The organism is Caballeronia pedi (assembly GCF_001544915.2).
Lineage (GTDB): Bacteria > Pseudomonadota > Gammaproteobacteria > Burkholderiales > Burkholderiaceae > Caballeronia > Caballeronia pedi.
Genome location: NZ_FCOE02000051.1, coordinates 1 through 13,955, shown reverse-complemented (window position 1 = coordinate 13,955; position 13,955 = coordinate 1). Strand labels below are relative to the sequence as shown.

The window sequence follows — 13,955 nt, the reverse complement described above, 5'->3', positions numbered from 1 at the left end:
CAACATCGTGAGCGATATCACGCATCTCGGCTTTCTGGGCCTCGGAAATATGGGCGCCGCGATTGCCCTGCGGCTCATTCATCCAGGCTCGACGCTACATGTGTTCGACCCGAATCCGGAAGCGGTCGGGCCGCTCGTCGAAGCTGGCGCGATCGCGCATGCCAGCCCGCGCTCAGTGGCGGATGCAGCGACCGTTGTCATGGCCTGTCTGCCGAACAGCGACGTGTGCGAACGCGTACTGTTCGGAGAGGATGCCGTGGCTGCGGGCGAGGCCGTGCGAACGTACATCGAGATGTCCACGCTAGGGCCGACCGTGGTTTCGTCGAATGCGAAGCGGCTCGCTGCCTCGAACATCTCGACCATCGATGCGCCAGTCAGCGGCGGTCCCGCTGCGGCGCGCGCGGGCACCTTGTCGATCATGCTGTCCGGCAATGACGAGGTCGTCGCTACCGCCATGCCGTGGCTCACACTCATCGCAAAGACAATCTGCCGGCTTGGCGAACAGCCCGGCCAGGCCCAGGCGATGAAGCTCGTGAACAACATCATGCTCGCAGCCAACATGGCCGTGGCTTCCGAGGCACTCACGATCGGCGCGAAGGCGGGACTCGATGCGGACGCCATGGTCGAGGTGATCCGGTCTAGCACCGGCCACAGCGTGGCCGCGGATATTCTCGCCCGCTTCGCCATCTGCGGGGCATTCGACTTCGGTGCGCACATGTCGATCGTGGCGAAGGACGTGGAACTCGCCATTGCTGAAGCAAAAGCGCTCGATGTCCCGGTGCCTGTGCTGCATGAAGCGCGAAACCTCTGGCACGGCGCCATCGAACAAGGCCGGAGAAGCGACGACTTCACTTCCATCCTCAAAATCGTGGAAGCGCGAGGCGGCGTGACGGTTCGTGGCGTACCACGACGATAACCCCAAGGGCCGCCTCCATTACGTCACTCAACTATTCGAACCCAACCGAGAAAATCATGAATTCCGTCGACAGCGATAAAGCCGCTTCTCCCGCGACAGCCAGCGACACCGCCGAGCCGATTGCGAAACTTGCCTATGCCACTCCGGAGACCGCACCGCTGGTGCCCGGGCGCCGCGAATTCTTCAGATATCGCGATCTTGGCGTCACTGATGCCACGGGCGGCCGCATGCGCGCGCAACTCACGATTGCCACGGGCGATATGCAGCAGACCGGCTGGCACTACCACTTGTGCGAGTCCCAATTCATCTTCACGTTGCGAGGCTGGGTCGATCTCCTGATCGAGGATGGACGCAAGATTCGCGTGAGCGCAGGCGAATCGCTGCTTATTCCTGGCGGGCTCAAGCATAACGAGATCGCCGTCTCGAAAGACTTTGAGCTTCTCGAAGTGTCCGTGCCGGCAAAGATGGGCACGGTGGCGTGCGACCCGCCCGAGGCTTTCGCTTCCCAACGTTGAACGACATGTCGAACGCAGAGGAACTCCAAATGACCAAAGGCTATATCTTTGCCGAAGTGAATATCCACTCCGTCAACGCTGAGTGGAACGAATACAGCAGCAAGGTTCAGGCAACACTCGATGCATATGGCGGCGTGTTCCTGATTCGCGGCGGAACGCAAAACGTGCTGGAAGGAACAATGGATGGCGGCACGATTGTCGTGCTTGAATTCGAAAGCCTCCAACGCGCGCAAGAATGGTATGCATCGACTGCTTATCAGGACATCCTGCCGCTACGACTACGTAATGCAGATGCGCGAGTCATGTGTCTCGCCGGTACGAACTGAACGCACACGAACGCTGCGCTAGTTCTATCGACGAACGGAACTCATTGCGCACATAACCGGAGGCAGAATGATCGAAGCGAAAGGCCGACTCACAGGAAAGGTGGCGTTCATCACCGGCGCGGGCGCGGGCATTGGACGGGCCGCGGCCGAGCGGTTCGCACTGGAGGGCGCGGCAGTCATCATTGCGGACTTCGATGCAGACAGCGGTGAAGCCGTTGCCGAAACCATCCTCAGACACGGCGGCAAGGCGAAGTTCGTGCGGACCGACGTCACGAACGAGAATAGCGTGCGCGAAGCCATCAAGTCGGCGGTCGAATTTGGCGGAAGGATCGACGTGCTTTATAACAACGCAGGAGGATCGAGCGCGATCGACGCACGCGTCACCGATTGCCCGGCCGAGGAGTTTTGGCGAGCGGTGAAACTCGATCTTTTCGGCACATGGATCGCCTGCAAGTATGGGATTGCGGCCATGCTTGAAACCGGCGGAGGGTCGGTCATCAATAGCTGCTCCGTGTTTGCGCTCGTCGGCACGCGAGGAAAGGACGCGTATACGGCCGCCAAGGGCGGCATCGCTTCGATTACGCGTTCGATGGCCGTCGAGTACGCGCCCCATCGCATCCGCGTCAATGCGCTCGCGCCAGCGGTAACGACGACCCGACGCGTGCTCGGTCTCATCGAAACGCAACCGGAGGTGATGAACGAAACGAGCGAGCGTCAGTTGCTCGGCCTCGTCGAGCCGGACGAAGTGGCGATGACCGCGCTGTTCCTGGCATCGGACGAATCGAGGAAGACGACAGGGCAAATCTTCGCAATCGACGGCGGCTTTTCGATCTCGTGATGGGCATCGAGATCGAGGGTGGCCGCGCCGACGAGGTGTCCATCGCGAACGTGCATGTAGTTGTCAATGCGGTGTCTGGAAACCGGGGCGGAAACGTCGATATCGCATGAGCGTTTCGACAAGCGGGCGGAATAGGTAGCGAGACTCCAGCTCGTAGTGCTCGACGCACTATCTCACTCCTACTAAATTCGCATAGCTAAATAATAAAGAGACGATATTTTTGAAACAGCCGAAGTTTTTACAGATAGTTTGAAAATCAAAACCGAAAAAGATAGTCGAGTCCGGAGACAGGTATGGCCTTGGTAATTGTTCTTTGTTCGTTGGCGTTTCTGATGCTCGCGGCGTATCGCGGCTACAGCGTCATTCTTTTTGCGCCAATCGCCGCGCTCGGAGCGGTCTTCCTCACAGACCCCGCAGCCGTCGCGCCAGTATTCTCGGGCATTTTCATGGAGAAGATGGTTGGCTTCGTGAAGCTCTACTTTCCAGTGTTCCTGCTTGGCGCGTTATTCGGAAAGTTGATCGAGATATCGGGATTCGCAGCCGCCATTGTCGCCGCCGCCATCCGATATATCGGTCGTTCGCGCGCCAACCTCGTGATCATCACCGTGTGCGCATTGCTGACCTACGGCGGCGTGTCGGTATTCGTCGTCGTGTTCGCAGTTTATCCATTCGCTGCGGAACTCTATCGGCAGAGCAATATTCCGAAGCGGCTCATGCCAGGCGTCATTGCACTCGGCGCGTTCTGCTTCACCATGGATGCGCTTCCCGGCACGCCGCAGATTCAAAACATCATCCCGTCCACATTTTTCAAGACCACCGGCTGGGCCGCACCTGCGCTTGGGATGAGCGGTTCTGTATTCATGCTCGTCATCGGATTGATCTATCTCGAATGGCGGCGAAAGAGCGCGATGGCAAAGGGCGAAGGTTACGGCACGTCGCTGGTCAACGAACCGGAGCGCGTGGCGGAGAGCATGCTGGCCCATCCGGTGCTGGCGATCATGCCGCTGATCCTCGTCGGCGTCTCGAACTATTGCTTCACGAAGTGGATTCCGCTCTGGTATGGGCCTTCGTACACCGTTGCACCGGAGGTGCTTCCCGGCGTGCACGTCCCGGTAACGACTTCAATCAAGACGGTGACCGCCATCTGGTCGGTCGAGGCTGCGCTGATTCTCGGAATCGCACTCGTTGTCTGCACGGCCTTTCGCCGCGTGTCCGCGGCGCTTGCGGACGGCAGCCGGGCGGCGGCGGCTGGCGCTTTGCTCGCTGCGATCAACACCGCATCGGAATACGGCTTTGGCGCGGTGATCGCGGCGCTTCCGGGTTTCGTGGTGGTCAGCGATGCGTTAAAGACGATTCCGAATCCGCTCGTCAATGCCGCCGTGTCGGTGAGCACATTGGCCGGAATCACGGGTTCCGCGTCGGGTGGCATTAGCATCGCGCTTGCCGCCACATCCGATTTACTGATCAAAAACGCACAGGCTGCGCACATTCCGATGGATGTGCTGCATCGCGTGGTTGCGATGGCGAGCGGCGGCATGGACACGCTGCCGCATAACGGCGCCGTGATCACGTTGCTTGCCGTGACTGGCCTGACGCATCGGCAGTCCTATCGGGAGATCTTCGCAATCACGCTGATCAAGACGCTCGCGGTGGGTTTTGTCATCGCCGTCTACTACGCGACGGGCCTGTTCTGAAGGGGGCGTCTCGGTGCACTCAATTTTCGCTCGCTTCGCCGAAGGCATGCGTTGGCGTTTCCATACGCTGGTGTCCAATTCCCGCCGCAGAGCATGTAAATCCGGCGGGCGCTGTTTTTGTTGCTCTTCGGTGAATCAGTGTGTCGCGAGACGAAAGAACGACACAGCGTCGGTCAAGCGGCGCCCCTGATCGTCGAGCGATTGCGATGCTGCTGCCGCTTCCTCGACGAGCGCCGCATTTTGCTGCGTCACTTGATCCATTTGTGCGATCGCCTGGCTCAGTTGCTCGATGCCCCGACTCTGTTCGTTCGATGCCGCCGCGATCTCGTTCATGATGTCGCGCACCTTCGATACGGCGTGCAACACGTCAGTCATGGTCGCTCCGGCGTCGCCGGCGAATTTGGAACCTTCCGTGATGCGGCCCACTGAAGCGTTGATCAGCTCTTTGATCTCCTTCGCGGCGCTCGACGAGCGCTGCGCGAGGCTGCGCACTTCCGCCGCGACCACCGCGAAGCCGCGTCCTTCCTCGCCTGCGCGTGCGGCTTCCACGGCCGCGTTCAATGCGAGAATGTTGGTCTGGAACGCGATGCCTTCGATCATGCCGGTGATCTCCGCGATCTGCCCGGAGCGTGCGCTGATATCGGACATCGTCTCGATCATGCGGCTCACCGCGGCGTTGCCCTGTTGGGCTATGGCCGACGCATCGGCGGACAGCGTGTTGGCATGCTGCGCGTGCTCGGCGTTCTGCCGCACCGTGGACGTGAGTTGCTCCACGCTCGCCGCAGTTTCTTCGAGCGATGCTGCCTGCTCCTCGGTGCGCGTCGACAGGTCGACGTTGCCTGTAGCGATCTGGTTTGAACCGGTCGCGATGCTCTCGGCCGAAGCACGCACGTTGCCGATAAGCTCCACGAGGTTCAACTGCATGGTGCTCATCGACGCGAGCACACTGTTGGCGGGCGCCTTGCCCGCGTCCGCGACGGGTCTGAGGTCACCGTCCGCAACGCGTTTCGCGACGTCGCTCAGCGTGTCGGGCTCCGCGCCGAGCGCGCGCAGGATGCTTCGCGTGATCGCAAGACCGGCGAATATCGCCGCGAACACCGCGAGCGCGCACACGCCGAGCAGTAGCATGCGCGAGAACGCGTAATGCGCCGCCGATTCCGCAACGAGCTGTGTTTCGCGCGCGTGCGTCATATCAGAGTATTCCTGCGTTGCCTTGACGAGCGCGGCGAGCAGCGGCCGGCATTCGTCGTTCATGTGTGCGATCGCCTCGGCGTGTTTGCCCTTGAGTGCGAGATCGACAATGTCGAGCGCGACGGGTCCATACTGCGACTCGACACGATTGATTTCGGCGACGCGCGCGCGCACTTCCGGCGGCACATCCGTCGCGCTCGAAACCAGTTCGTTGAACTTGCGCAGATCGCGCTGCACGTCCTCGTGCGCCTGTACGACGGCGGCTTTTTCTACCTCGAGGTCAGCCGGCTTCGTGACGAGCACGAGGTTGCGTGCAGCAATGGCGCGACGATCCACTGCTGTGCGCACGCTCGCGGCGAGTTCCGCCCGCGCGTTGATGCCGTCGACAAACGACGTGAAGCGCTGATTCGATTCGTGGAGCGCCTCGATCGAGAGCGCCGCGACAACCAGCAGTGCGCCCGTGAGTACGCCGAAGCCGATCGCGAGTCTGGTTTTTACTCGCATTCCCTGGAAGTTCATCTCACTCTCGTCCTTGTCTCGTGGATGGCAGTCGATCGCACAGACTTACCGCGAGGCTATTGATCGCCTGAGGCTGTGCTGTCTTGCTTACGGCAACTTGCAGCGTGGCTAAAGATGAACGGAAGGTGGACGCGAACCGGAAAACGTTTGACGAGACTTTTAATTTTCTGAAAACCCTTCTGTACCGGTCCAGACGCGACCGGAAGATATGCAACTCAAGCCCTCGGTAGGTCGGATTCTGCTTCGTAGCTTCCAGGTGTCAACAAACCCGACACATGCTGTCGGGTTTCTTGACACACTTCGATCGAAATAACACGCAAGTTATTGAGTGGTCGGAACTCGAGCGAATGGCACAACCTTTGCAATTCACCTTTGCTCAAGACAAAGGAGTAACCGACATGCTGAGTTGGGTGCACTTTGGGGACCTTCATGCATCGTCTGATGATGATTTCGGAAGTCTGAATCATCTGCAGTCGATGATCGAACAGGTGAACCGCCGTTTCTCGGACCGCGTCGATTTCGCGTATCTGCCTGGCGACAATGCAAACAACGGAACAACCGAGCAGTTTCAGCGGATTCTCGCCGTGCTCCGCGCACTGAAACTGCCCCTGTACGCTATCCCGGGCGATCACGACTATGAGGCGGGGCAACTCGACGCTTTTAATGCCTTTTCCGGCACACGATTGCCGATGTCACGCATGGTGAAGGGTCACCGATGCATCTTTCTCGACATTGTCTCGGCAGGACGCGGAGGGCCGGATTTTCGGTTGTCCACGCAGGATCGCAACTGGCTCGATCAGGAACTGGACCGGTCGAACCTTGATCGGGCAGCGCCGGTGGTGTTGATGCATGCATATCCGGGGGACGTTGTCGACGGCGAATCGCTCGCTTTCGCGTTCGCCCGGGCAAATGTCGCCGTCGTTGATACGGGGCACACCCACTACAACGAACTCTTGAACGACGGCTACGTCATTTACGCCGCAACCCGTTCGACGGGACAGATCGAAGAGGATGAGGGTCAGCCTGGATTCTCGATAGTCGCGGTAGACGGCGCAGCAGTGAGCTGGAAGTTTCATCGCCTCGATGCCGAGCCTCCCTTCGTCATGATTACGCACCCGTGTGACTGGCGTCTCTATCGCAGACGCGTTGCATTAAATGCCACGCAAGCGAAGCCGCTCGTTCGCGTGTTGGTGTCGGATGACGAGGTCGTCGCCGTGGCAGCGGACCTCGACGGCGTCCGGATCGCACTCGCACCTGACGCCAACGAAACGGGGATGTGGCAGGCGCCGTTGCCGTCGATTGCGACGTCCGAGCGGCTGCGTTTGACCGTGACCGCGCAGACTGCCGATGGCCGAACCGGCCAGGATTCGATCGAACTGCCGGCCGCTCATGCCGCCTCCAGGCTCTCGCCGCAAGCAGGTCCGCTGGGTTCGGACGCCCACGTGGTGGAAGCGTGGCCCGAGCATGGCATCTTGGGATCGCAACTGGGACCGAACAAGAACGGACGACACTGGTGAGCGGCTCATGAACCCCCAATACGCGCTCGAAGGACTGAACTTCTTCATGGCCGATGTGCAGGCTGGCATCGGTCCGTTTCTTGGTGTCTTTCTCCAGGCTCACGGCTGGCATACGGAAGCGATTGGGACGGTCATGACCCTCGGCGGCATCGCCGGCATGCTCGCCACATCACCCGCTGGTGCGCTGGTCGATGCGACCCATCACAAGCGCAGCATCATCATCGTGGCGGGCGTGCTGACGACACTCGCCTCCCTGGTGCTATGGATTTCCCACACTTACTGGATGGTCGCGGCGTCACAGATATTCACCGCCGTGACCGGTGCCGCGCTCGGGCCAGCTGTGGCAGGGATAACGCTGGGCATCGTCCGTGAGAAGGGCTTCGATCGGCAGTTCGGGCGCAACCAGGTAGCCAACCACGCGGGCAATGTTGTGGCCGCCGCGTTGTCAGGGTGGATGGGATGGCGCTATGGATTCGGCGCGGTGTTCGCATTGGCTGGCGTGTTCGGCGTGATGTCGGTCATCTTCACGCTCTTGATCCGCCGCGACGCGATCGATGACGATAGCGCACGCGGCTTAGCGGGCGCGTCATCGCCCTCTGAACATGAACAGGCAAGCGGATTTCGCGTTTTGCTGACTTGCAGGCCGTTGCTCCTGCTTGCTGCCGCGCTCGCAATGTTCCACCTGGGCAATGCCGCAATGTTGCCGCTCTACGGTCTCGCTGTCGTCGCCGCGCATAAGGGTAATCCTAGCGCCTTCACCGCGGAGACCATTGTGGTGGCACAACTCGTCATGGTGGCGGCCGCATTCTTCGCGAACCGGCTTATTCAGCGCATGGGCTATTGGGGTGTCATCCTCGTGACCTTTCTGGCGCTGCCCTTGCGCGGAGTGGTCGCCGCGATGTTCATAACTTCTTGGGGAGTGTGGCCGGTACAAGCACTCGACGGCATCGGGGCAGGTCTGCAAAGTGTCGCCGTGCCGGCGCTCGTGGTTCGGCTTCTGCAAGGGACCGGCCGCGTCAACGTCGGTCAAGGTGTGGTCATGACCGTACAAGGCCTCGGCGCGGCGTTCAGTCCCGCCTTGGGAGGGACGCTTGCGCAGCACTTTGGCTATGCGACCGCCTTTCTTGCGCTGGGCGCCGTGTCGATGGGCTCCCTCGCGTTGTGGCTCTTCTTTGGCGCCGCGCTCAAAAAAGCCTGCGGCATTCACGCAGATTCTGCACCCGATCCGTCACTCGCCACATGAATCCGATTCTTCTTTCCTGGGGCATCGCGCTCGCTGCGACTGCCGGCGTCATTTTGCGCCCGTTCAAATGGCCCGAGGCGATCTGGGCCGTAGCCGGAGCCTTGATGCTGGTCGCGCTTGGGCTTCTACCCGTGCATTTGGCTTGGGAGGCGGTAGGGAAGGGTACGGACGTCTACCTTTTTCTGATTGGCATGATGCTGCTATCTGAACTTGGCCGCCGCGAAGGCTTGTTCGACTGGATCGCGGTGCTCGCCGTGAACTATGCGAAGGGCTCACCGCGCAAGCTTTTTTTGCTTGTGTATCTGGTCGGCATTGTTGTTACGACGTTTCTGTCGAACGATGCGGCGGCCGTGGTGCTGACGCCGGCGGTGTTCGCCGCAGCGAAAAAGGCCGATACGAAGCCGCTACCGCTATTGTATGTGTGCGCGTTCATCGCCAATGCGGCGAGCTTCGTGTTGCCGATTTCGAACCCTGCCAATCTCGTGCTTTATGCGAATCACACGCCGGCCCTGGCGCTCTGGGTTGCGCGCTTCGCCTTGCCTTCCGTGCTCTCGATTGCCGCGACCTTCGCAATGCTCCGCTGGACTCAAAGCAGCGAGCTGAAAGGTGTCTGCGCTTGTGACTTGCCCGTCCAAAAACTCAGTGCCAACGGCAAAGTTACGTTAGCGGGGATTGGAGTGACGGCGATTGCCTTGCTGGCAGTCTCGGCTTTCGACATGCAACTCGGATTGCCGACCGCCATCCTTGGCATTCTGACGGCTTTGGTCGTGCTCTTGAAGGAGCGTCAGTCTCCTATCGAACTTGTAGGCGAGATCTCATGGAGTGTGCTGCCATTGGTCGCCGGTCTTTTTGTACTGGTGGAGATGCTCGGTCATACGGGCGTCATCGCCAGGCTCTCACATTTGTTGGCCCTGGCGACGCACCAGGACCAGTCGGTGACGGCAGCGGTCTCGGGCGTCGTCATCGCACTCGGCAGTAACGCGATCAACAACCTGCCCGCGGGGCTGATTGCCAGTGCGACCGCTCTACAGGCGCACAGTCCCGAGCGCGTGATTGATGCGTTGTTGATCGGGGTGGACCTAGGGCCGAATTTGTCGATTACGGGATCACTCGCGACGATTCTCTGGCTCTCGTCCATTCGTCGGGAAGGCGAAGAAGTCACCTTCATGCAGTTCTTCAAGGTTGGCCTGGCTGTGATGCTGCCGGCGCTTTTGCTCGCACTCGGTGCCCGGCTCGTCATGGGTAATTGAAACAAACAAGTGGAGAAGAACAATGAGCACTGCATGGATATACCCCTTCATCATCATCGGCGGCATCCTTCAGGCCGCAGGCGCCCCGATCAATGGTGAGCTGAAGGGCTCGCTAGTCAATCCGTGGCTGGCCTCTAGCGTGTCCTTCCTGCTGGTGACGTTTATTGCCATTGCATTGTTCTGTATTCAACCAACCCCGCTTCCAACACTGGACGATTTGCGCAACATGAAATGGTGGGCGCCGCTCGGAGGGATTGTCGGCGCGGTGGCCGTCTTCGCTGGTCTGACACTGGTGCAGAAGGTTGGGGTCGGCACCCTCAACGGGTTGACCATCTGCGCGAATCTCGTCGCTTCGGTCGCGATTGATCATTTTGGTTTGATTGGGGTTGCGGAGCATCCAATCACATGGTTGCGATTTCTCGGTACGCTGCTGATGGTGGCCGGAGTTGCGCTCGTCATGCGCTTTTGAACGAGTGTCGTGAGCCCTCCGCGCGGATGGCGGTGTGATCGCAACACGTTCGATTGCGCGTGTTTTCGCTTGTCGCCCCGGCGATCCTTGCGGCTGCGACATCTTTGGTCAATCACCGATTTTTGCTTGCGCAGCGCGACCTGATCGAACACGCCTATCAAGTGACGGTTGCGTGTGTGAATTCGCTCGAGCAGGCATTGAAAGACAAACTCGACGAACTTTCCAGTACGCTCGACGCGCTCGATCGCGAAGGCACAGGATAGGCCCGCGAACTGATTTTAAGCACCGTGGATCGCGAGCACATGGGCCGGATTCGACTCTTGATTACTCAAACGCGCCAGGCCGAGACTCAACTGTTGATCAAGCGCTCTGGGCGCGCGTCTCGGGCTGAGCCAGGGATGCTTGTGGTCACAATCGTGCTCGCGATACTTTCGATTGCAGCTCGCGTGGGGTTGTTTTTCTTAGGTGAGCGCAGCTTGGGAAGGACATGACGCGCGCCATCTGAATAGGCGTGCGAAGGACAGGTTCGGCCGTGGACCAGACTAAGGAGGACCGCGTTGGTGCGCGACCTTCGCATCTGTGAAGAGATGGAAGACGAGAGGGAAGTCGTCAACAAAATGGACAGCGGGTGTCCGGAAACCAGACATCTTCGAAGGCGTTATCGGCTGCATGCCCGGCGGATAGGGACTTCGAATTGGCGCGGAGATTGCATTTATCTCCACGACATTTCGTTGACACTTGTCGACCCGTTCGTCACGGAGGATCTCATGAAGCACAGCCTGAAGTTTTCTGCTTTAAGTGCCGCGAGTTTTATCGTGTTTGTGTCCGCCTGCGCGCAGGTGCCCCCACCACCCGCGCCTGGTGCGCCTGTTCCGCCGGGTCCCGGAGTGGCACCCCCGCCTCCGCCTCCGCCGCAGGTCTTTGTGCCTGCGCCCGGGACAGTGGATCCGAATCAGTTGCCTGAAACCCGCGGCACCGTTCAGCGCTTTACCCTCACGCCGATTGGCGAAATCGATGGCGTCATTCTGACGGACGGCACGGAGGTTCATTTGCCGCCTCACCTCACATCTCAGCTCGCTAGCGCGGTAAAGGCGGGTGACCCGGTCAGCGTGCGCGGCTATCGCGCAGCCGCAGTGTCTCTGGTAGTCGCAGTGTCTATCACCGATACCCGCAGCGGTGCGACCGTGATTGACACAGGGCCACCGGCCCCGGGACTCTTGCCTCCGCCTCCACCGCCGGGAATGGCGGCTCCAGGGGCGCAGCAGATGACGGTCCAGGGCAAAGTGCTGCAACCGCTCCACGGACCGGCAGGTGACGTGAACGGTGCATTGCTCGCTGACGGCACAATCGTGCGGATGCCGCCATCGGCAGCTTGGCAAGCCGCATCGCTATTGATTGCGGGGCAGACGCTGGCCGTTCAAGGCTGCGGGTTGACGACAGCCTGGGGCCGGGTAATCGACGCTCAAGCCGTTGGCACGCCGGGTCAGATGACTCAGGTCTCGCCCGGGGTCCCTCCCAGCGCCGGCGTTCCCGTCGCACCCGGAGTAACGTCTCCGCCGCAGTGAGCCAATGAGCGGATTGCCGATTCCCGCGGGAGTTATAGGCGGGGACACGTGGCAGGCGATGCCGCTTGCGGTCTGGCAAGTCAAGCAATCGCGTGACAGTGGAGTCGGCAAAGGGGCGACAAAGCATGATTGGGACGAGCCGAATGCCGGGGCGATTTTGCGGGAAGGCTATGCGCGCGGTGAAACCACCCGCGAAGCGTTTCTTCAGTTAAGCGAAGACCTCCGGCGCAGTTGATTGAGTCCCAGTGTGCCCTAATGTTTTTAAATGCTGCTGCTCTTTCCCGGCCGTCGCGATTGCAAGCTTTCGCCTGTGACGCACCAGAGGGCGACTGTCGCTCCCTTGTCTCGCTGGTAGCGCCGATTCCAACCAGGCGGGAATGCGATTTGCGAAGGCTCAGTGCGCGCAAATCTGTCGGCGCCTAAGTCGGCGTGCGAGACGCAGCATTCGTTTAAGCGCCTGGCGCGCCTACCACGCGCGATCGGCTTCTCTACTCTTCTTCGCGCGCGCGCCGCAGATGAAGGCATACGCCTTTGGAGTCGCCGAAAGGAACTTGTTCCCCAAGGTGAACTGGAGACGTCGCGCTTGCGCCGCAATGATGGCTTAAACGGTTCTGGCGTCGGGGCCGAACATCTCAACCCGTGGTTCTCAATATGCAGGCGCTCGCATGACCGAAGATACCGTTCACAAGAAGTTCTTTTACCTGTTGCTGGCTGTCGTCACCGGTGCGCTTGTGTGGATCTTGCTGCCATTTTTCGGAGCAGTTTTCTGGGGAACGATTCTCGCCATCATCTTCCAACCCATGCAGCGCTATCTAGCCGCTCGCCTTGGTAAGAGCCGCAATCTGGCAGCACTAACGACATTGCTTGGAACCATACTGATCGTTATTCTGCCGCTTTCCGTGCTGGCGGCAACAATGGTCCAGGAGATCGCGCTTGCATACACTCAGCTCAAAGCCGCCCAGCCGCACATGACCGAGTATTTGCAACATGCGGTCCACGCTTTGCCCTCGTGGATGCAAGCGGCCTTAGGTAAATTCGGGCTGACTGACATTGCGGGCATTCAAAAGCGTCTCACCGACGGCGCTGCCGCCATCAGCCAGTTCGCGGCAGCGCAGGCCGTGAGTATCGGGCAGAACACTTTCGATTTCGTCATCAGTTTTGGTGTGATGCTCTATCTTGTCTTCTTCCTCTTGCGCGACGGCGGGGAGATCGGGCGACGGATCAGACGTGCCTTGCCCCTTGAGTCCCATCATAAAGAGCACCTCATTTCAAAGTTCAACACCGTCGTGCGCGCGACCGTCAAGGGGAATATCGCCGTTGCGGCCGTGCAAGGGGTGCTTGGCGGATTGATTTTCATGTTCCTCGGGATTCAGGGGGCTTTGCTCTGGGGCGTGCTAATGGCTTTCCTGTCGCTACTTCCCGCCATTGGCGCCTCGATCGTGTGGGCACCGGCAGCAGTTTATTTCCTCGTTACGGGTGCGATTACGAAGGGAGTCATTCTGGTCTTGTTCTGTGTCGTCGTCATTGGACTGGTAGACAACTTGCTGCGGCCTTTGCTCGTCGGAAAAGATGTCGGAATGCCGGACTGGTGCGTCCTCATTTCTACCCTTGGTGGGATGGCTGTGTTCGGCATTAACGGCTTCGTGATTGGACCGCTCATTGCAGCGCTTTTCATGTCAGCCTGGGAAATCTATGCGAGGGAAGACGAGACAGCGGAGTGAAAGAGGCGACGCGCGATCCGGGCGCGACCTTGCCGGCCTTGATCAGTTCATCGAGCGCATAGCCGACCATGATGACGGCGTCGGCGGGCTCGCCGCGTTCGAGCCGGTTGGGCTACCGAAGCCGCGACGAGCCCCGCCGCGCATACCTTGAGAAACAGATTCGTCATCGATGAGGACATGTGACGTTGCGT

General features: G+C 60.0%; 12 protein-coding genes and 1 pseudogene. 11 read left to right on the top strand and 2 right to left on the bottom strand.

Features of this window, described 5'->3' with window-relative positions:
- The first annotated feature begins 7 nt into the window (after positions 1–7).
- From AWB80_RS38050 to AWB80_RS38030, 5 genes are all read left to right on the top strand, one after another.
- Positions 8–916, top strand: coding sequence for an NAD(P)-dependent oxidoreductase (locus AWB80_RS38050; RefSeq protein WP_061179784.1), 909 nt, complete (start codon positions 8–10; stop codon positions 914–916).
- Between the two features lie 56 nt (positions 917–972).
- Entirely contained in the window at positions 973–1,431 is a 459-nt protein-coding gene (locus AWB80_RS38045) for a cupin domain-containing protein (RefSeq protein ID WP_061179783.1), read from the top strand.
- A 29-nt stretch (positions 1,432–1,460) separates the two neighbouring features.
- On the top strand, positions 1,461–1,757 hold the full coding sequence (locus AWB80_RS38040; protein WP_061179806.1) for a DUF1330 domain-containing protein: 297 nt from the start codon (positions 1,461–1,463) through the stop codon (positions 1,755–1,757).
- 67 nt (positions 1,758–1,824) lie between these two features.
- Positions 1,825–2,595, top strand: a complete 771-nt coding sequence (locus AWB80_RS38035; protein WP_061179782.1) for an SDR family NAD(P)-dependent oxidoreductase — start codon at positions 1,825–1,827, stop codon at positions 2,593–2,595.
- A 293-nt stretch (positions 2,596–2,888) separates the two neighbouring features.
- On the top strand, positions 2,889–4,289 hold the full coding sequence (locus tag AWB80_RS38030; RefSeq protein WP_061179781.1) for a GntP family permease: 1,401 nt from the start codon (positions 2,889–2,891) through the stop codon (positions 4,287–4,289).
- A gap of 135 nt (positions 4,290–4,424) precedes the next feature.
- Here the strand turns inward: AWB80_RS38030 and AWB80_RS38025 are convergent, their stop codons facing one another.
- Positions 4,425–5,999 carry a methyl-accepting chemotaxis protein gene (locus AWB80_RS38025; protein WP_087131925.1) on the bottom strand — a complete coding sequence of 525 codons (1,575 nt, stop codon included), beginning with the start codon at positions 5,997–5,999 and terminating at the stop codon, positions 4,425–4,427.
- Between the two features lie 347 nt (positions 6,000–6,346).
- On the opposite strand from AWB80_RS38025, the gene AWB80_RS38020 reads away from it, so the two are divergent.
- The 6 genes from AWB80_RS38020 to AWB80_RS37990 all read left to right on the top strand — a co-directional run bounded on the left by AWB80_RS38020 (position 6,347) and on the right by AWB80_RS37990 (position 13,764).
- On the top strand, positions 6,347–7,516 hold the full coding sequence (locus AWB80_RS38020; protein WP_244206963.1) for a metallophosphoesterase family protein: 1,170 nt from the start codon (positions 6,347–6,349) through the stop codon (positions 7,514–7,516).
- Between the two features lie 7 nt (positions 7,517–7,523).
- Entirely contained in the window at positions 7,524–8,759 is a 1,236-nt protein-coding gene (locus tag AWB80_RS38015) for an MFS transporter (protein ID WP_061179779.1), read from the top strand.
- Positions 8,756–10,009, top strand: a complete 1,254-nt coding sequence (locus AWB80_RS38010; protein WP_061179778.1) for an arsenic transporter — start codon at positions 8,756–8,758, stop codon at positions 10,007–10,009. Before AWB80_RS38015 ends, AWB80_RS38010 begins: the two co-directional genes overlap by 4 nt.
- A 22-nt stretch (positions 10,010–10,031) precedes the next feature.
- Positions 10,032–10,478: a DMT family transporter gene (locus AWB80_RS38005; protein WP_061179777.1), complete on the top strand. Its 447-nt coding sequence runs from the start codon at positions 10,032–10,034 to the stop codon at positions 10,476–10,478.
- 59 nt (positions 10,479–10,537) lie between these two features.
- Positions 10,538–10,741: a hypothetical protein gene (locus tag AWB80_RS43685; protein WP_143328226.1), complete on the top strand. Its 204-nt coding sequence runs from the start codon at positions 10,538–10,540 to the stop codon at positions 10,739–10,741.
- Between the two features lie 1,967 nt (positions 10,742–12,708).
- Positions 12,709–13,764, top strand: coding sequence for an AI-2E family transporter (locus tag AWB80_RS37990; protein WP_061179774.1), 1,056 nt, complete (start codon positions 12,709–12,711; stop codon positions 13,762–13,764).
- Positions 13,765–13,771: 7 nt separating this feature from the next.
- Here the strand turns inward: AWB80_RS37990 and AWB80_RS45155 are convergent.
- Positions 13,772–13,876 (bottom strand): annotated as a pseudogene (locus AWB80_RS45155) (substrate-binding domain-containing protein); the annotation flags it as partial.
- Positions 13,877–13,955: the final 79 nt, after the last annotated feature.